The organism is Actinacidiphila guanduensis (genome assembly GCF_900103985.1).
In the GTDB taxonomy this organism is placed as follows: domain Bacteria; phylum Actinomycetota; class Actinomycetes; order Streptomycetales; family Streptomycetaceae; genus Actinacidiphila; species Actinacidiphila guanduensis.
Map to the genome: position 1 here is coordinate 258,149 of NZ_FNIE01000009.1, position 16,025 is coordinate 274,173.

The following is a 16,025-nucleotide window of genomic DNA, read 5'->3' on the forward strand; positions in this document are numbered from 1 at the left end:
CTGAGACACTGACCTGGATGAACCCTGGATGAACGACGCCCCGAGGAACGACATGGACAACCGCGCCCACGCCCGTATCGACCTGGACGCGCTGCGGGCGAACGTCGGCGCGCTGCGGGCCAAGGCGCCCGGCGCCGCCTTCATGGCCGTGGTGAAGGCGGACGGCTACGGGCACGGGATGGTGCCCTGCGCGCGGGCGGCGCGGGAGGCCGGGGCCGACTGGCTCGGGGTCGCCACGCCCGAGGAGGCGCTGGCGCTGCGGGCCGCCGGCCTCGGCGGCCGGGTGCTGTGCTGGCTGTGGACGCCGGGCGGCCCCTGGCGGGCCTGCGTGGAGGCGGACATCGACGTCACCGTCAGCGCGCGCTGGGCGCTGGAGGAGGTGGTGGCCGCCGCCCGCGCCTGCGGCCGCACCGCCAAGGTGCAGCTGAAGATCGACGCCGGCCTGGGCCGCAACGGCGCCCAGCCCGCCGACTGGCCCGAGCTGACCCGTGCCGCCCGGGCCGCCGAGCGGGCCGGGGCGATCCGCGTCACCGGCGTGTGGGCCCACTTCTCCTGCGCCGACGAGCCCGGCCACCCCTCGATCGACCGCGAGCTGGGCGTCTTCCGCACCGCCCTGGCCCAGGCCGCCGACGCGGGCCTCGACCCCGAGGTGCGGCACATCGCCAACTCGCCCGGCACGCTGACCCTCCCCGAGTCCCACTTCGACCTGGTCCGTCCCGGTGTGGCGATGTACGGGATCTCGCCGGTGCCGCAGCTGGCCGGGCCCGAGGAGTTCGGGCTGCGGCCGGTGATGACGCTGGCCGCGCGGCTCGCCTCGGTCAAGCGCGTCCCGGGCAACCACGGCGTCTCCTACGGCCACCACTACGTGACGCCGGGCCCCACCACGCTTGCGCTGGTGCCCGTTGGGTACGCAGACGGTGTGCCGCGGCACGCGTCCGGCGCGGGTCCGGTGCTGGTGGCCGGCAAGTGGCGGACGGTGGCGGGACGGGTGGCGATGGACCAGTTCGTGGTGGACCTCGGCGGCGACGCCGCCGACCCCGGCGACGAGGCCGTGCTGTTCGGCCCCGGCGACGCGGGCGAGCCCACCGCCGAGGACTGGGCCCGCGCCTGCGGCACGATCGCGTACGAGATCGTCACCCGTGTGGGCCCCCGGGTGCCGCGGGTCTACACAGGGGCACGGTAGAGCGGCCGGATGGGCGAGGGCGTGAAGTGGGAGCGGGCCGGCCTGGTGGGTGCGGCGATCGGCGTCGTGGCGGCGGGCGCGGCCGCGGGGCTGGCGATCGAACGGGCCACCGTGGGCCGCTCGGTGCGCCGCAAGGCGCTGCTCGCGCTGGACGCCGCGGGCCCGTACGGCAGCCTGCGCGGCACCCCCGGCACCGTGCTCGCCGAGGACGGCACCGAGCTGTACTACGAGGTCGACGAGGCCGCCGAGGAGGCGCCGGCCCCGCAGCCGCCCGGGCGGGCCGGCAAACGCGGCTGGCTGCGCTCCCGGCACACCCCGCCGCCCCCGCCGCGGGCGACGGTCGTCCTCAGCCACGGCTACTGCCTCAACCAGGACTCCTGGCACTTCCAGCGCGCGGTGCTGCGCGGCGCGGTGCGGGCGGTCTACTGGGACCAGCGCAGCCACGGCCGCAGCGGCCGCGGCCGGGACCAGGCGGCCGGCGGGCCCGCCACCATCGACCAGCTCGGCCGCGACCTGAAGGCCGTGCTGGACGCGGCCGTGCCCGAGGGACCCGTGGTGCTGGTCGGCCACTCCATGGGCGGCATGACGGTGATGGCCTTCGCCGACCAGTTCCCCGACTACGTCCGCGAGCGCGTGGCCGGTGTCGCACTGATCTCCACCTCGGCCGGCAAGCTCGCCGCGGTGACGCTCGGCCTGCCCGCGGCCGGCGCCCGCGCCTTCCGCGCGCTGGCGCCCGGGCTGCTGCGGGTGATGGGCCGGCAGGCCGAGCTGGTCGAGCGCGGCCGCCGGGCCACCGCCGAGCTGTTCGCGGGCGTCATCAAGCGCTACAGCTTCGGCTCCGACGACGTCGACCCGGCCGTCGTCCGCTTCGCCGAGCGGCTGATCGAGGCCACGCCGATCGACGTGGTCGCCGAGTTCTACCCGGCGTTCACCGAGCACGAGAAGGGCGACGCGCTCGCGGTCTTCGACGGGCTGCCCGCGCTCGTCCTGGCCGGCGACAAGGACCTGCTCACCCCGGGCGCGCACAGCACCGAGATCGCCGAGCGGCTGCCCGGCGCCGAGCTGGTGCTGGTGCCGGGCGCGGGCCACCTGGTGCTCTTCGAGGCGCCCGGAACGGTCAACGCGGCCCTGGCCGCGCTCGTCACCAGGGCCGCCGACGGAGTGCGCGCCCCCGTACCGCAGCGGCTGCGCGACCTCGCGGCCACCTCCGACCAGTAGCATTCGCCCCCATGGGCACACCGCACGACCCCCACGGCGCGGCCGCCGGCACCGCCGAGGGCACCCCGTCCGTCCGCGTCACCGTCCGCACCGCCGAGGACATGCGCGAGCTGGGCCGCCGGCTGGCCGCGCTGCTCGTCCCCGGCGACCTGGTCCTGCTCACCGGCGAGCTGGGCGCGGGCAAGACGACGCTGACCCGCGGCCTCGGCGAGGCGCTGGGCGTCCGCGGGGCCGTCACCTCGCCGACCTTCGTGATCGCCCGGGTGCACCCCTCGCTCACCGACGGGCCCGCGCTGGTGCACGTGGACGCCTACCGGCTCGGCGGCGGCCTGGACGAGATGGAGGACCTCGACCTCGACGTCTCCCTGCCGGAGTCCGTGGTGGTGGTCGAGTGGGGCGAGGGCAAGGTCGAGGACCTGTCCGACGCCCGGTTGCAGGTGGTGATCGGCCGCACCCTGGGCGAGGAGCAGCGGCGCAAGTCCGGCGAGGAGGGCGCCGACGCCTTCGGCTCCGCCGGTGAGGACGACGTGCGCGAGGTCACCGTGATCGGGATCGGGCCGCGCTGGCTCGGGCAGGACCTGGCGCCGCTGGCCCGCTGAGCGCCTTCGCACCGCCTGTCCCGCACCTTTCCGTGGTCTTTCCGCGGCCTTTCCGCCGCCTGTGAGGGGACTCCTCGCGGGCACGGTGCCGACACGATGTCGGGAAAATGTTGCGAAGGGGTGGGCGGGCGTGGTCTGCTGGGTACGGGCAACCGCTTAGGGTCACCTAACTTCTCGTGACGGGGAGGCGCGCATGACCGCCCACGACCCGCAGGACCGCGGGCCGGAGCCGACCGCGGCCCCCACGGCCCGTGCCGTCCTGGCCGCGTGCGCGGCCGCCCGCACGGTCTCCACCCCGCCACCGCCGCCGCAGCACTCCGAGGAGAGCGAGCCGGAGGAGGCGGGGGAGTAGCGGCCGCGCCCCATGGGGTGTCATCCGTCCGGGTGATGTACGGCAGCCGGTGCGAAGCCGCGCCCGCCTGCGGGCGCCTTCAGCGCACGACGTCCACCAGGGTGCCGATTGCCGCCTGCTGCCACAGGGCGTCCGCGTCCTTGGCGGGCTCGCTGATCGCGGGGCCGAGGCGGTGGGGCGCGGGCTGATCGACCGGGGTGCAGAAGCCGACGTTGGCGCCGCCGGTCGAGGCGAACAGGACCAGGTCGGTGACGCGGTAGCCGGCGTCGGCCCGCGCGGCGCCCTCGCGGGCGAACACCCGGTGGGTGCCCACCGCGGGAGCGACCTCGCCGCCGACCACGGGGTAGGTCCGCCGGACCCGGTTCCGCTCATCCACCAGCCACACCCGCTGCCGGCCGAGGCTGTAGACGACGCGCTCGCCGCTGCCCGAGGCCGCGGGCAGCGCCCTTGCATCCGCAGTGTCCACCCCGTCCGCCGCCGCGGCCCGGTGCGCTGCTCCGTGGCGCGGCCGCAGCGGGGCGTCCGACGCCTGTGCCGTGAGCAGCCCCACCGTCCCGAGCGCCATCCCGAGCACCCCGCCCACCAGAATCCCCGACCTGATCTGCACCCCGGCTCCCGTCCTCGCCGTCCCGCGCGGCCGTCGTACGCCGTCCGTCCCGCCCGGCCCGTCTGCTCCGGTGGTGTCCGGTGGCCCGCGCGGGGGCCCGTGCGGCGGTCCGTGGCGGCGGGTGCCCGCCCCCGTTGTGTGCGGGCACCCGCCGTCATTTGGCACCTTTTATCCGTTTTGCCGTATTCGACGGTAGCAGGGGAGGCGCCCGGCGCCGTGGTGCGCCGGGGGCGCGCCGTAGGCTGGGGGCGTGCTGCTGCTTGCCTTCGACACCGCCACGCCCGCCGTGACCGCGGCCCTGCACGACGGGGAGCGGGTGCTCGCCGAATCCACCGTGGTGGACGCCCGCCGGCACGGCGAACTGCTCGTGCCCGCCGTCGACCGGGTGCTCACGACCGCCGGGCGGGCGCTGGGCGATGTGACGGGGATCGTCGTCGGCACCGGCCCCGGCCCGTACACCGGGCTGCGGGTCGGGCTGGTGACCGCCGTGTCCTTCGGCGACGCCCTCGACGTGCCCGTGCACGGCGTCTGCACCCTGGACGGGCTCGCCTGGGCGGCCGGCGAGGCGGGTCTCGACGGGCCGTTCGCGGTCGCCACCGACGCCCGCCGCAAAGAGGTCTACTGGGCTCGCTACGACGGCCCGCGCCGGCGCGTCGGCGAGCCGGCCGTGGACCGTCCCGCGGACATCGCCGGCGTCGTGGGCGGCCTGCCCGCCGTCGGCGCCGGTGCCGCGCTCTACCCCGAGGTGTTCGCCGACCACCGCGCCGACCCCGCCCACCAGTCGGCCGGCGCCCTGGCCGCCCTCGCCGCCCACCGCCTCGCGGCGGGCGAGCCCTTCGAACCGGTGCGGCCGATGTACCTGCGCCGCCCGGACGCCCAGGTGCCCGCCGGCTACAAGGCGGTACTGCCGAAGTGAGCGGTGCGGACGGCATCACCCTGCAGGACATGCGCTGGTGGGATCTGGACGACGTGACGGCCCTGGAGCACGAGCTGTTCCCCGAGGACGCCTGGTCGCGCGGCATGTTCTGGTCCGAACTCGCCGACACCAGGCACCCGGCCGGGACCCGCACCTACCTGGTCGCGCGCACCCCGGCCGCCGCCGGCGGCCGGATCGTCGGCTACGCCGGCCTCGCCGCGGTGGCCGGCACCGGCGACGTGCAGACCATTGCCACCGCCCGCGACCAGTGGGGCACCGGCCTCGGCTCCCGGCTGCTCACCGCGCTGCTGCGGGCCGCCACCGCCGCCGAGTGCCGCGAGGTGCTGCTGGAGGTCCGGGTGGACAACGAGCGCGCCCAGCGGCTCTACCGCCGTTTCGGCTTCACGCCCATCGGCCTGCGCCGGGGCTACTACCAGCCGGGCAACGTCGACGCCCTCGTGATGCGGCTCGCCGACCCCGCCCTGAACCCCGTGGAGGAGAGCACCGATGGCTGACGAACCCCTGGTCCTGGGCATCGAGACCTCCTGCGACGAGACCGGCGTCGGCATCGTCCGCGGCCGCACCCTGCTCGCCGACGCGGTCGCCTCCAGCGTGGACGAGCACGCCCGCTACGGCGGCGTGGTGCCCGAAGTCGCCAGCCGCGCCCACCTGGAGGCGATGGTCCCCACCATCCGCCGCGCCCTGCGGACCGCGGGCGTCCAGGCGAGCGACCTCGACGGCATCGCCGTCACCGCCGGCCCCGGCCTGGCCGGCGCGCTGCTGGTCGGCGTCTCGGCCGCCAAGGCGTACGCCTACGCGCTCGGGAAGCCGCTCTACGGCGTCAACCACCTGGCCTCGCACATCTGCGTCGATCAGCTCGAACACGGCGCCCTGCCCGAGCCGACGATGGCCCTGCTGGTCTCCGGCGGCCACTCTTCGCTGCTGCTCGCGCCCGACATCACCGGCGACGTGCGGCCGCTCGGCGCCACCATCGACGACGCGGCCGGCGAGGCGTTCGACAAGGTGGCGCGGGTGCTCGGCCTCGGCTTCCCGGGCGGGCCCGCCATCGACCGGCACGCCCGCGAGGGCGACCCGGCGGCCATCGCCTTCCCGCGCGGCCTGACCGGCGGCCGCGACCCGCTCTACGACTTCTCCTTCTCCGGCCTGAAGACGGCGGTCGCCCGCTGGGTGGAGGGCCGCCGCAAGGAGGGCCTGGAGGTGCCGGTCGCCGACGTGGCCGCCTCCTTCCAGGAGGCCGTCGCCGACGTGCTCACCCGCAAGGCGGTGCGCGCCTGCAAGGACCACGGCGTGGACCACCTGATGATCGGCGGCGGTGTCGCCGCCAACTCCCGGCTGCGGGCGATGGCCCAGCGGCGCTGCGAGGACGCGGGCATCCGGCTGCGGGTGCCGCGGCCGGGGCTGTGCACGGACAACGGCGCCATGGTGGCCGCGCTCGGCGCGGAGATGGTCGCCCGCGGCCGCGCCGCCTCCGACCTCGACCTGCCGGCCGACTCCTCGCTGCCGGTCACCCAGGTCTCCATGCCGGGCCGGGCCGACCGGGACGCCGGCCGGGATCAGGACCGGGAGCACCCGCACGGCCCGGCCCACGACGAGACCCACCACAAGGCGCACGCGCACGACCACGTGCACGAGCTGAGCAAGGAAAACCTCTACGGATGACCGTCACGCTGATGTGGGAGGCCGCCGCCGCGGACGGCAGCGGCGACCAGTTGCTGGAGTGGGCCAGGGAGCAGCACCTGGACGGCTCGCCCGAGCGCGTGGAGTACCTGACCGCGCCCGGCGACCGGGTGCTGGTGCTCAGCTGGTGGGACGCCCCCTACGGCGCCAAGCTGCCCGAACTGCCCGACCCGCCGGGCGACCTGGTGCGCCGTCAGGTCCACCGCTGGCGGTTCGTCTCGGTGTCCGTCAAGCCCTGACGGCCCGTCACGTGGCGGCGGGCGCCCCGATCAGCATGAAGGGCGCCCCGGCCACGCGGGTGACGAACACCGTCGCCTCGTTCGGCCCCTCGGGGCGCACCCGGCGCCGCACCTCCTCCGGCTCCACCGCCGAGCCGCGCTTCTTGACGGTCAGCCGCCCCACCCCGCGCTCGCGCAGCAGCGCCTTGAGCCGCTTGAGGTGGAACGGCAGCACATCGCCGATCTCGTACGCGGTCGCGTGCGGCGTCGGGCGCAGCTCGTCGGAGGTGACGTACGCGATCGTCGCGTCGATCAGCCCGCCGCCGACCTCGTCGGCCACCTCGGCGACCAGGTGCGCGCGGATGACGGCGCCGTCCGGCTCGTACAGGTAGCGCCCCACCGGCCGCACCCGCGGGTCGGGCAGGCCGCGGCCGGTCAGCGCGGCACCGGAGGGCAGCAGGGTGGCCCGCCGCACGCCGGGCGCGGTGCCGTGCCACAGGGCCGCCTCCTTCACGTCGCCGCGGTCCGAGACCCACTCGGCCTCCATGGACGCGGGCACCGCCTCGTGCGGGATGCCGGGGGCGACCTTCACTGCGGCGAGCGGCATCCTCGCGGCGGCGTCGAGCGCCCACGACAGCGGCGGCGAGTACGCCTCGGGGTCGAAGGTGCGGCCCCTGCCGGTGCGGCGGGCGGGGTCGGCGAACAGCGCGTCGCAGCCCTCGCGTCCGGGGTCGACGCCCATCACGTCCGCCAAGCGCACCTCGATGCGGCCGGCCAGGCCGAGCGCGTCGGCGTTCGCGCGGGCCACCGCGCAGGTGACGGGGTCGCGGTCGACGGCCAGCACGGCGATGCCCGCGCGGGCCAGCGCGATGGCGTCGCCGCCGATGCCGCAGCACAGGTCGGCGGCCCTCGTGGCGCCCAGGGCGCGGAAGCGGGCTGCCCGGTGGGCCGCCACAGGGGCGCGGGTGGCCTGCTCCACGCCGTTCGGGGTGAAGTACATCCGCCGCGCGTCCGCACCGAACTTCGCCGCCGCCCGCTGCCGCAACTGCGCCTGGCCGAGGGCCGCGGACACCAGCGCCGGCTCGTAGCGCTTGCGCAGCCGCGTGGCCGCGGCCAGTTCGTCCTCGGGCGCCACGTCGCGCAACTCGTCCAGCAGCGCCTGTCCCGCGGGCCCGAGCAGCGCCGCGAACCCCATCTCGTCCACCACCGCGCCATTCTCCCCCGCCGTGCCGCCGGTCCCGGCCCGCCCCGGCCCCGGCGGCAGGGGGCGGTCCGGCCGCGCGGCAGGCCGGGAGTGTCCGTCGGTGGGGCGACGCGTTGGCACTCCGCTTGACCGAGTGCTAAGCGCGTCCTAGTCTCGGTCCTGGCACTCGGCTGCGCTGAGTGCCAGACACTCAGCGACGGGCAGGTCCGGCACCCGCGACGACGGGCCTACCAGGTCGCCGACCCAGACAGACACTCCCGTGAGCCCTTTGAAGGGGGAGGTCGGATCGTGACGACCGCCAGCACCAAGGTTGCCATCAAGCCGCTCGAGGACCGCATCGTGGTCCAGCCGCTCGACGCCGAGCAGACCACGGCCTCGGGCCTGGTCATCCCGGACACCGCCAAGGAGAAGCCCCAGGAGGGCGTCGTCCTGGCCGTGGGCCCGGGTCGCTTCGAGGACGGCAACCGGCTGCCGCTCGACGTCTCCGTGGGCGACGTCGTGCTCTACAGCAAGTACGGCGGCACCGAGGTGAAGTACAACGGCGAGGAGTACCTCGTCCTCTCGGCCCGCGACGTCCTCGCGATCGTCGAGAAGTAGCAACAGCCTCCGGCGCCCAGAGCCGTGATCCCGCCCCGGACCCTCCGCGCCGTTGTCCGGCCGGGACCCGGGGCGGCTTCGTTGGCCGTCCTTGACGACGAGATACGAGTAGACGAGGTAGTTCGCACGCATGGCCAAGATTCTTAAGTTCGACGAGGACGCCCGTCGCGCCCTGGAGCGCGGCGTCAACAAGCTCGCCGACACCGTGAAGGTGACCATCGGCCCCAAGGGCCGCAATGTCGTCATCGACAAGAAGTTCGGCGCCCCGACCATCACCAACGACGGCGTGACCATCGCGCGCGAGGTCGAGATCGAGGACCCGTACGAGAACCTGGGCGCCCAGCTCGTCAAGGAGGTGGCGACCAAGACCAACGACATCGCGGGTGACGGCACCACCACCGCGACCGTGCTGGCCCAGGCGCTGGTCCGCGAGGGCCTGCGCAACGTCGCCGCCGGTGCCTCCCCCGCCGCCCTGAAGAAGGGCATCGACGCGGCCGTCAAGGCGGTCTCCGAGGAGCTGCTGGCCACCGCCCGCGCCATCGACGGCAAGGAGGACATCGCCGCCGTGGCCGCGCTGTCCGCCCAGGACAAGCAGGTCGGCGAGCTGATCGCCGAGGCGATGGACAAGGTCGGCAAGGACGGTGTGATCACCGTCGAGGAGTCCAACACCTTCGGCCTGGAGCTGGACTTCACCGAGGGCATGGCCTTCGACAAGGGCTACCTGTCGCCGTACTTCGTCACCGACCAGGAGCGTATGGAGGCCGTCCTCGACGACCCGTACATCCTGATCCACCAGGGCAAGATCTCCTCCATCCAGGACCTGCTGCCGCTGCTGGAGAAGATCATCCAGGCCAACTCCTCCAAGCCGCTGCTGGTCATCGCGGAGGACGTCGAGGGCGAGGCGCTGTCCACCCTCGTGGTCAACAAGATCCGCGGCACCTTCAACGCGGTCGCGGTCAAGGCCCCCGGGTTCGGCGACCGCCGCAAGGCCATGCTGGGCGACATCGCCACGCTGACCGGCGCGACCGTCATCGCCGAGGAGGTCGGCCTCAAGCTCGACCAGGCCGGCCTGGACCTGCTGGGCACCGCCCGCCGGGTCACGGTCACCAAGGACGACACCACCATCGTCGACGGCGCCGGCGACAAGGCCGAGATCGAGGGCCGGGTCGGCCAGATCAAGGCCGAGATCGCCACCACCGACTCCGACTGGGACCGCGAGAAGCTGCAGGAGCGCCTCGCGAAGCTGGCCGGCGGCGTGTGCGTCATCAAGGTCGGCGCGGCCACCGAGGTCGAGCTGAAGGAGAAGAAGCACCGCCTGGAGGACGCGATCTCCGCGACCCGCGCGGCCGTGGAGGAGGGCATCGTCTCCGGCGGTGGCTCCGCGCTCGTGCACGCGGTCAAGGTCCTCGCCGACAACCTCGGCAAGGAGGGCGACGAGGCCACCGGTGTCGCGGTCGTCCGCCGCGCCGCGGTCGAGCCGCTGCGCTGGATCGCCGAGAACGCGGGCCTGGAGGGCTACGTCATCACCTCCAAGGTGGCCGAGCTGGACAAGGGCCACGGCTTCAACGCGGCCACCGGCGAGTACGGCGACCTGGTGAAGGCCGGCGTCATCGACCCGGTCAAGGTCACCCGCTCCGCGCTGGAGAACGCGGCCTCGATCGCGTCGCTGCTGCTCACCACCGAGACGCTCGTCGTGGAGAAGAAGGAGGAGGAGCCGGAGCCCGCCGCCGCGGGCGGCCACGGCCACTCCCACTGAGGTCCCACTGGCGGCTTCGCCCGTTCGCAGCAAGGGCTCGGCCCGGCGCTCCCTTTCGGGGGTGCCGGGCCGAGCCCTTGCTGTGCCGGCCGTGTCGGCTGTGCTCGTCTGCGTTCGTCTTGTGTCGCCTGCGGTCAGCGGGTGGAGCGGCGGCGCGGGTCGTAGCGGCGTCCGGTGCGGGTGGAGACGGCGCCGAACAGGCCGGGCGGCACGTGGCGGGCGAGCGAGACGACCGCCTTGTAGCGCGCGGAGGGCACGCTGACCGTACGGCCGCGGGCGAGGTCGCGCAGGGCGGCGGAGACGACCTCGTCGGGGTCGAGCCAGGCGACCGAGGGCAGCCGCGAGGCGTCCATCCCGGCGCGGGCGTGGAACTCGGTGCGCACGAAACCCGGGCACAGGGCGAGGAAGCGCACGCCGGTGCCGCGCAGCTCCTGCGCCAGCCCCTCGGTGAAGCGCACCACCCACGCCTTGCTCGCCGCGTAGGTGCCGCGCGGCATGAAGGCCGCGACGGAGGCGACGTTGACGACGAAGCCGCGCCGCCGCTCGCGCATCCCCTCCACCGCCGCGGTGGTCAGCCGCAGCACCGCCTCGCAGTGCAGCCGCAGCATGCGCAGCTCGTCCTCGACCGGCACGTCCAGGAAGACGCCGCGGTTGCCGAAGCCCGCGTTGTTGACCAGGACGTCCACCGGTCGCAGCGGGTCGCGCAGCCGCTCCTCGACCGCCTCGATCCCGTCGTCCGTGGCCAGGTCGGCGGGGAGCACCTCGACCTCGACGCCGTGCCGCCCGCGCAGGTCGGCGGCGAGCCCTTCCAGCCGCCCCGCGGTCCGGGCGACCAGCACCAGGGCGTGCCCGTCGGCGGCCAGCCGCCTGGCGAAAGCCGCCCCGAGCCCGGCGGTGGCCCCTGTCACCAGAGAAGTCGTCGTCATGGCGCCCACCCTAGGGGCCCGCGTCAGGTCTGCGAGCGGCGGCGGGCGGTCTCGTAGTCCGCGGCGGGCAGCGCGGTCGCCGCGGCCAGGCGGGGGAGCAGGCCGGGCTCGGTGGTGAGGGCCCGGAAGCACAGGGCCACCGTCACGTCGTGGCCGGGCCGCAGCAGCACCTCGACGGCGTCGCCCGCGGCAAGTTCGCCCGGCTCGATCACCCGCAGGTAGGGCCCGGGCAGCGCGGCCGCGGTGAACCGCTGCAGCCAGCCCTCCTCGCGGAGCCAGCCGGCGAAGGTCGCGCACGGGATGCGCGGGCAGGAGACCTCCAGCACGGTGGAGCCGATCCGCCAACGCTCGCCGATGAGCGCGGAGTTGACGTCGATCCCGGTCGTGGTGAGGTTTTCGCCGAAGGAGCCGTTGGGCAGCGGCCGGCCCAACTCGCGGGCCCAGGTGTCCAGATCCTCCCGCGCGTAGGCGTACACGGCCTGGTCGTCACCGCCGTGGTGCCGCACGTCGTACACCCGGTCGCCCGCGAGCCCCACGGCCCCGGTCCCCTTGGGCCCGGGCGCGCGCACGGCGACGGGCCCGGTGACGGGCCGCTTGTCGATCCCCGTGGCCGGCAGCCGCTTCCACGGATTGGGCTGCGGCCGCCCCACGTTGACGCTCAGTACCTCCACGCCCGCCCTCCCGCCTGCCGCTCGCCCCACTCCGGGCGCCCGCAGGCGCATTCCAGCACGCTCCCACCCCGCGCTCCACCGGATTTCCACCGGCGGCAGCCGAACGGGGCCGCTAGGAAAGGGCGTTGAGGGCCGTGTCGATGTCGGCTTGCGTGGAGTGGAGGTGGGGGGAGAGGCGGACGGAGTCCGCGGGGGTGGAGAAGCGGATGCCCGCCGCGGTCAGGCGCTCGGGGACCCAGGGCGGTGGCGAGGGGAGGGAAACGATCGGGGAGTCGCCGGGGAGGCAGGCCAGGCCCAGCGAGGCCAGGCCGGTGCGCAGGCGGGCCGCGAGCGCGAGGTCGTGCGCGCGGACGGCCGCCACGCCGAGGTCGAGCAGGAGCGACAGCGACGCCGCGGCGCCCACGAACGGCAGGTACGCGGGCCGGGCGTCGAACCGGCGGGCGCCCGGGGCGAGCCGGGCGACGGGCCCGTAGGTCCCGGCCCACGGGTCCTCGGCCGCGTACCAGCCGGCGAACGCGGGGGACAGGGCCTGCTCGGCGTGCTCGGCGACGGTCAGGAAGCAGGCGCCGTGTGGGCTGACCAGCCACTTGTAGCCGTGGGTGATGGTGAAGTCGTACTGCCCGGGGTCGATCGGCAGCCAGCCCACTGCCTGGGTGCCGTCCACCAGGGTGCGCGCCCCCACGGCGGCCGCGGCGGCTCGGATCGCCGGCAGGTCGGCCACCCGGCCGTCGGCGGACTGGGCCGCGCTGACGGCCACCAGGGCGGTCGAGGGCCGCACCTGGTCGGCGATCGCCTCCAGGGGCGCCAGCCGCAGCCGCAGGTCCGCCCGCCCGGCGAAGGGCTGCACCACGGAGCTGAAGTCCCCCTCGTAGGCGAGCACTTCGGCCCCGGCGGGCAGCGCGGCCGCCACCAGCCCGACCGCGCCGGCCACCGTGCTCGCCAGCGCGACCCGGGCGGCGTCCACCCCGACCAGCCGGGCGTAGCCGCTCCGCGCGGCGGCCACGGCCTCCTCGTAGCCGTCCAGGTCGGGGCGGCCGGCCGCCCAGGAGTCCAGCGCGCGGCGCAGCGCGGCGGCGGTACGGGCCGGCGGCAGGCCATGGGTGGCGGTGTTGAGCCAGCCCGGCACGACCCCCGCGTACTCGGCGGCGAGCAGGTCCTGGAAGTCCGTGGTGGGTGCGGTGGCGTCCATGGCCATCCAGCCTGGCGAACCCCGCTGTCAAAGTCCATCACCGGGAAGTCCCAGGTCTCCCCAAGCATGCCTTATGGTGGCGGGGTGATCGAGGCACGACACCTGAGGGTGCTGCGCGCGGTGGCCCGGAGCCGGTCCTTCTCCGCCGCCGCCCGCGAACTGGGCTGCACCCAGCCCGCCGTGAGCCAGCAGATGAAGGCCCTGGAAGGCGCCGCCGGCACCCCGCTGCTGGTCCGCGGCGCCCGCGAGATGCGGCTGACCGAGGCCGGCGAGGTGCTGGTCCGGCATGCCGACGGCATCCTGGCCGGGCTGACCGCGGCGGAGGAGGAGGTCGCCGCGATCGCGGGCCTGCGCGCCGGGCGGGTGCGCCTGGCCTCCTTCCCCACCGGCAGCTCCACCCTGGTGCCCAGCGCCGTGGCCGACATGCGCGCCCGCCATCCCGACACCCGTGTCTCGCTGGTCGAGGCGGAGCCGCCCCAGTCGGTGGACCTGCTGCGGGCCGGCGACTGCGACATCGCCCTCGCCTTCCGCTACGTCGACCTGCCCACGCCCGCCGAGGAGTCCTGGGCCGACCTGGTGGTACGCCCGCTGCTGGCCGATCGGCTGGTCGGGGTGGTGCCCGAGAGCCACCCGCTGGCCGCCGTGGGGCCGGCCCCGGTGCCCTTCGCCGCGCTGGCGGACGAGCAGTGGATCGCGGGCTGCCCGCGCTGCCGGCGGCACCTGGTCGAGGTCTGCGAGCGGGCCGGCTACACGCCCCGGATCGACTTCGCCACCGACGACTACCCGGCGGTGGTCGGCCTGGTGGCCGCCGGGCTCGGGATCGCGGTGCTGCCCGAACTCGCTCTCGCCTCGGTGCGCACCGACGGGGTGGCCGTGCTGCGGATGGAGCCCGCCGTGGAGCGCGAGATCGTGGCCCTCACCCTGCCCGACCTCGCCCAGGTCCCCGCGGTGGACATGATGCTCGCCCGGCTCGCCCGCGCCGCGATGCGGCCCCGCCTGCAGGCGGCCTGAGGCCTCCGGTGCCGTAGCCGCCCGCAGCGGGCGCCCGCGCCGCGTAAGTCGGCCGGTCCGCTCCTCAGGAGGGCGGCCCGGCCGGGCAGAATCGATTCTTCAGCGTTGTCGGCAGGAGTCTGGATCGTTCAGTAGCTGCGCACCGGCTCGGTGTCCCAGTCGTGCCCGCCGGAGGGTCCCATGGCGTCCATGGGGTGCACCTCCTCGGCCTCATCCTCGGCCATGTCGCGCTCGTCGTAGTCGTCGTACCCGTCGTACGGGTCGCGGGCCCCGCGGCCGGTCCGCTCGTGGTCGTCGTCGCCGTAATCGTCGCCGTAACGGTCCGCCGTGGTGCGGGTGCGCGATCCATGGCGGCCGCCGGACGAACCGGAGCCGTCAGACACGTCGTGGTCCTCGTGCCGGTCGGTCGAGCGGCTGCGCGAGCGGCCCATCATGGCCTCGCGCTCGTCCTCGGTCAGGCCGCCCCAGACCCCGTAGGGCTCGCGGACGGCGAGGGCGTGCGTGGCGCACTCCGCGCGTACCGGGCAGCGCATGCACACCTCCTTCGCGGCGGCCTCGCGTGCGCTGCGAGCGGCTCCCCGCTCGCCTTCGGGATGGAAGAACAGCGAGCTGTCGACCCCTCGGCAGGCGGCCACGAGCTGCCAGTCCCACAGGTCCGCGTTCGGGCCGGGAAGACGGGAGAAGTCTGCCATTGCTCATCCCCTCGAAGCGTGGGTGCCGGCCGAGCGGCTCGGTCGCGCCCGACCGTGCTTCCGACCGTACATCTACTGTCGTAGTAGATGTAAATATGACTCATCGCCAATCTAGCGACGAATACCCCAAGAGCCAGAAAAGAGCCGCCAAACAGTTCAAAGTCCGGCATATCACCCGAATGGTGGCGTTCGCGCCGCGCCGACTTGCGCTTCCATAGGCCGTCCGGCCTCGCAAAACACCTCCGCCGTACCGGTGTGACCTGCGGGCCTTACCGCTCTGCGCCCACATGATCACGTAGAGTGCACGCAGTGGCGATCCGACGTCGTAACTCTTTCGGGTGAGGGTCGTTGAGTGTGGCGGAAGCGGTTGGCGGGGCTCCGTGGTTCCGGGCATCCGGGGCGGCCCGGAGCAGTCCGGGCAGATCCGGGCGATCGGGCATCTGTCCGGGCCGTCAGCCCCACCGGTGAAGATTCGTACTTCGTACAGCCTGGAGGCACAAGTGACGCGGTTCAGCTGCGGGGGGCGGTCATGACGTCCGTCCTCGTCTGCGACGACTCCCCGCTCGCCCGAGAGGCCCTGCGCCGCGCGGTGGCCACCGTGCCCGGCGTCGAGCGCGTAACCACCGCGGCCAACGGCGAGGAGGTGCTGCGCCGCTGGGGTGCCGACCGCTCGGACCTGATCCTGATGGACGTGCGCATGCCCGGCCTCGGCGGTGTGGAGACCGTGCGGCGGCTGCTGTCCGCCGACCCCGGCGCCCGCATCATCATGCTCACCGTCGCCGAGGACCTGGACGGGGTGGCGCTCGCCGTTGCCGCCGGTGCCCGCGGCTACCTGCACAAGGACGCCTCCCGCGCCGAGTTGCGGGCCACCGTCACCCAAGCGCTCGCCGACCCCACCTGGCGGCTGGCGCCACGCCGGCTGCGCTCGGCCGAGATGGGTGCCGCGCCCACCCTGACGGCCCGCGAGATCCAGGTGCTGGAGGGCATGAGCCACGGCCGCTCCAACGCCGAGATCGGCCGCGAGCTGTTCCTGTCCGAGGACACCGTGAAGACGCACGCCCGGCGGCTGTTCAAGAAGCTCGGCGCCTCGGACCGCGCGCACGCGGTGGCACTCGGCTTCCGCTGGGGCCTGGTCCGCTGAACGGCGCCGCGGCAGCCGCCCGACCGGCCCGCGGCCCTACCGCGGGC

General features: G+C 74.9%; 17 protein-coding genes and 1 pseudogene. 12 read left to right on the forward strand and 6 right to left on the reverse strand.

What is annotated here, in order from left to right:
- Positions 1–28 precede the first annotated feature (28 nt).
- The 4 genes from alr (at position 29) to BLR33_RS35295 (ending at position 3,352) form a co-directional block, all read left to right on the forward strand.
- On the forward strand, positions 29–1,183 hold the full coding sequence (gene alr / locus BLR33_RS21225; RefSeq protein WP_093786133.1) for an alanine racemase: 1,155 nt from the start codon (positions 29–31) through the stop codon (positions 1,181–1,183).
- Positions 1,184–1,192: 9 nt separating this feature from the next.
- The gene (locus BLR33_RS21230; RefSeq protein WP_093786134.1) at positions 1,193–2,401 is read left to right on the forward strand and encodes an alpha/beta fold hydrolase; all 1,209 of its coding nucleotides are present in this window, start codon (positions 1,193–1,195) and stop codon (positions 2,399–2,401) included.
- A gap of 11 nt (positions 2,402–2,412) precedes the next feature.
- Positions 2,413–3,000, forward strand: a complete 588-nt coding sequence (gene tsaE / locus BLR33_RS21235; protein ID WP_093786135.1) for a tRNA (adenosine(37)-N6)-threonylcarbamoyltransferase complex ATPase subunit type 1 TsaE — start codon at positions 2,413–2,415, stop codon at positions 2,998–3,000.
- Positions 3,001–3,193: 193 nt separating this feature from the next.
- On the forward strand, positions 3,194–3,352 hold the full coding sequence (locus BLR33_RS35295) for a hypothetical protein (protein ID WP_176930363.1): 159 nt from the start codon (positions 3,194–3,196) through the stop codon (positions 3,350–3,352).
- A gap of 79 nt (positions 3,353–3,431) precedes the next feature.
- On the opposite strand, the gene BLR33_RS21240 is transcribed toward BLR33_RS35295, so the two are convergent.
- Positions 3,432–3,959, reverse strand: coding sequence for a L,D-transpeptidase (locus tag BLR33_RS21240; RefSeq protein WP_093786136.1), 528 nt, complete (start codon positions 3,957–3,959; stop codon positions 3,432–3,434).
- A 250-nt stretch (positions 3,960–4,209) separates the two neighbouring features.
- Here BLR33_RS21240 and tsaB point away from each other — a divergent pair, with 250 nt between their 5' ends.
- Genes tsaB through BLR33_RS21260 form a run of 4 tightly spaced genes read left to right on the forward strand, consistent with a single transcriptional unit; the run spans position 4,210 to position 6,812 of the window.
- Positions 4,210–4,875, forward strand: a complete 666-nt coding sequence (gene tsaB, locus BLR33_RS21245; RefSeq protein WP_093786137.1) for a tRNA (adenosine(37)-N6)-threonylcarbamoyltransferase complex dimerization subunit type 1 TsaB — start codon at positions 4,210–4,212, stop codon at positions 4,873–4,875.
- A gap of 29 nt (positions 4,876–4,904) precedes the next feature.
- Positions 4,905–5,390, forward strand: coding sequence for a ribosomal protein S18-alanine N-acetyltransferase (gene rimI, locus BLR33_RS21250; RefSeq protein WP_093786259.1), 486 nt, complete (start codon positions 4,905–4,907; stop codon positions 5,388–5,390).
- Positions 5,383–6,555 (forward strand): tRNA (adenosine(37)-N6)-threonylcarbamoyltransferase complex transferase subunit TsaD, encoded by a 1,173-nt coding sequence (tsaD, locus tag BLR33_RS21255; RefSeq protein WP_093786138.1) that lies wholly within the window; start codon positions 5,383–5,385, stop codon positions 6,553–6,555. The genes rimI and tsaD overlap by 8 nt, the downstream gene beginning before the upstream one ends.
- The gene (locus BLR33_RS21260) at positions 6,552–6,812 is read left to right on the forward strand and encodes a hypothetical protein (RefSeq protein ID WP_093786139.1); all 261 of its coding nucleotides are present in this window, start codon (positions 6,552–6,554) and stop codon (positions 6,810–6,812) included. Before tsaD ends, BLR33_RS21260 begins: the two co-directional genes overlap by 4 nt.
- 7 nt (positions 6,813–6,819) lie before the next feature.
- Here the strand turns inward: BLR33_RS21260 and BLR33_RS21265 are convergent, their stop codons facing one another.
- Positions 6,820–7,986, reverse strand: a complete 1,167-nt coding sequence (locus tag BLR33_RS21265; RefSeq protein ID WP_093786260.1) for a class I SAM-dependent methyltransferase — start codon at positions 7,984–7,986, stop codon at positions 6,820–6,822.
- Between the two features lie 297 nt (positions 7,987–8,283).
- Between BLR33_RS21265 and groES the strand changes: the two genes are divergently transcribed.
- Both groES and groL read left to right on the forward strand, forming a co-directional pair.
- Positions 8,284–8,592 (forward strand): co-chaperone GroES, encoded by a 309-nt coding sequence (gene groES, locus BLR33_RS21270; protein WP_093740451.1) that lies wholly within the window; start codon positions 8,284–8,286, stop codon positions 8,590–8,592.
- A gap of 130 nt (positions 8,593–8,722) precedes the next feature.
- Positions 8,723–10,348 (forward strand): chaperonin GroEL, encoded by a 1,626-nt coding sequence (gene groL / locus BLR33_RS21275; protein ID WP_093786140.1) that lies wholly within the window; start codon positions 8,723–8,725, stop codon positions 10,346–10,348.
- A gap of 134 nt (positions 10,349–10,482) precedes the next feature.
- Here groL and BLR33_RS21280 read toward each other — a convergent pair whose 3' ends face one another.
- The 3 genes from BLR33_RS21280 to BLR33_RS21290 form a co-directional block, all read right to left on the reverse strand.
- Complete coding sequence (locus tag BLR33_RS21280) at positions 10,483–11,274, reverse strand: SDR family NAD(P)-dependent oxidoreductase (protein WP_093786141.1); 792 nt, start codon at positions 11,272–11,274, stop codon at positions 10,483–10,485.
- Between the two features lie 23 nt (positions 11,275–11,297).
- On the reverse strand, positions 11,298–11,945 hold the full coding sequence (locus BLR33_RS21285; protein WP_093786142.1) for an MOSC domain-containing protein: 648 nt from the start codon (positions 11,943–11,945) through the stop codon (positions 11,298–11,300).
- A gap of 112 nt (positions 11,946–12,057) precedes the next feature.
- Entirely contained in the window at positions 12,058–13,134 is a 1,077-nt protein-coding gene (locus BLR33_RS21290) for an aminotransferase class V-fold PLP-dependent enzyme (RefSeq protein ID WP_093786261.1), read from the reverse strand.
- A gap of 84 nt (positions 13,135–13,218) precedes the next feature.
- On the opposite strand from BLR33_RS21290, the gene BLR33_RS21295 reads away from it, so the two are divergent.
- Positions 13,219–14,145, forward strand: a complete 927-nt coding sequence (locus BLR33_RS21295) for a LysR family transcriptional regulator (protein WP_093786143.1) — start codon at positions 13,219–13,221, stop codon at positions 14,143–14,145.
- A 410-nt stretch (positions 14,146–14,555) separates the two neighbouring features.
- On the opposite strand, the pseudogene BLR33_RS21300 reads toward BLR33_RS21295, so the two are convergent.
- A pseudogene (locus BLR33_RS21300) lies at positions 14,556–14,837 on the reverse strand (WhiB family transcriptional regulator); the annotation flags it as partial.
- 529 nt (positions 14,838–15,366) lie between these two features.
- Between BLR33_RS21300 and BLR33_RS21305 the strand changes: the two are divergent.
- Positions 15,367–15,978 carry a response regulator transcription factor gene (locus BLR33_RS21305; protein ID WP_003948568.1) on the forward strand — a complete coding sequence of 204 codons (612 nt, stop codon included), beginning with the start codon at positions 15,367–15,369 and terminating at the stop codon, positions 15,976–15,978.
- Positions 15,979–16,025: the final 47 nt, after the last annotated feature.

What these genes read in the sequence shown, in the direction of transcription:
- alr (WP_093786133.1), top strand. Translation starts at nt 29, where the DNA reads ATGAACGACGCCCCGAGGAACGACATGGACAACCGCGCCCACGCCCGT.
- BLR33_RS21230 (WP_093786134.1), top strand. Translation starts at nt 1,193, where the DNA reads ATGGGCGAGGGCGTGAAGTGGGAGCGGGCCGGCCTGGTGGGTGCGGCG.
- tsaE (WP_093786135.1), top strand. Translation starts at nt 2,413, where the DNA reads ATGGGCACACCGCACGACCCCCACGGCGCGGCCGCCGGCACCGCCGAG.
- BLR33_RS35295 (WP_176930363.1), top strand. Translation starts at nt 3,194, where the DNA reads ATGACCGCCCACGACCCGCAGGACCGCGGGCCGGAGCCGACCGCGGCC.
- rimI (WP_093786259.1), top strand. Translation starts at nt 4,905, where the DNA reads ATGCGCTGGTGGGATCTGGACGACGTGACGGCCCTGGAGCACGAGCTG.
- tsaD (WP_093786138.1), top strand. Translation starts at nt 5,383, where the DNA reads ATGGCTGACGAACCCCTGGTCCTGGGCATCGAGACCTCCTGCGACGAG.
- BLR33_RS21260 (WP_093786139.1), top strand. Translation starts at nt 6,552, where the DNA reads ATGACCGTCACGCTGATGTGGGAGGCCGCCGCCGCGGACGGCAGCGGC.
- BLR33_RS21265 (WP_093786260.1), bottom strand. Translation starts at nt 7,986, where the DNA reads ATGGGGTTCGCGGCGCTGCTCGGGCCCGCGGGACAGGCGCTGCTGGAC.
- groL (WP_093786140.1), top strand. Translation starts at nt 8,723, where the DNA reads ATGGCCAAGATTCTTAAGTTCGACGAGGACGCCCGTCGCGCCCTGGAG.
- BLR33_RS21280 (WP_093786141.1), bottom strand. Translation starts at nt 11,274, where the DNA reads ATGACGACGACTTCTCTGGTGACAGGGGCCACCGCCGGGCTCGGGGCG.
- BLR33_RS21290 (WP_093786261.1), bottom strand. Translation starts at nt 13,134, where the DNA reads ATGGACGCCACCGCACCCACCACGGACTTCCAGGACCTGCTCGCCGCC.
- BLR33_RS21305 (WP_003948568.1), top strand. Translation starts at nt 15,367, where the DNA reads ATGACGTCCGTCCTCGTCTGCGACGACTCCCCGCTCGCCCGAGAGGCC.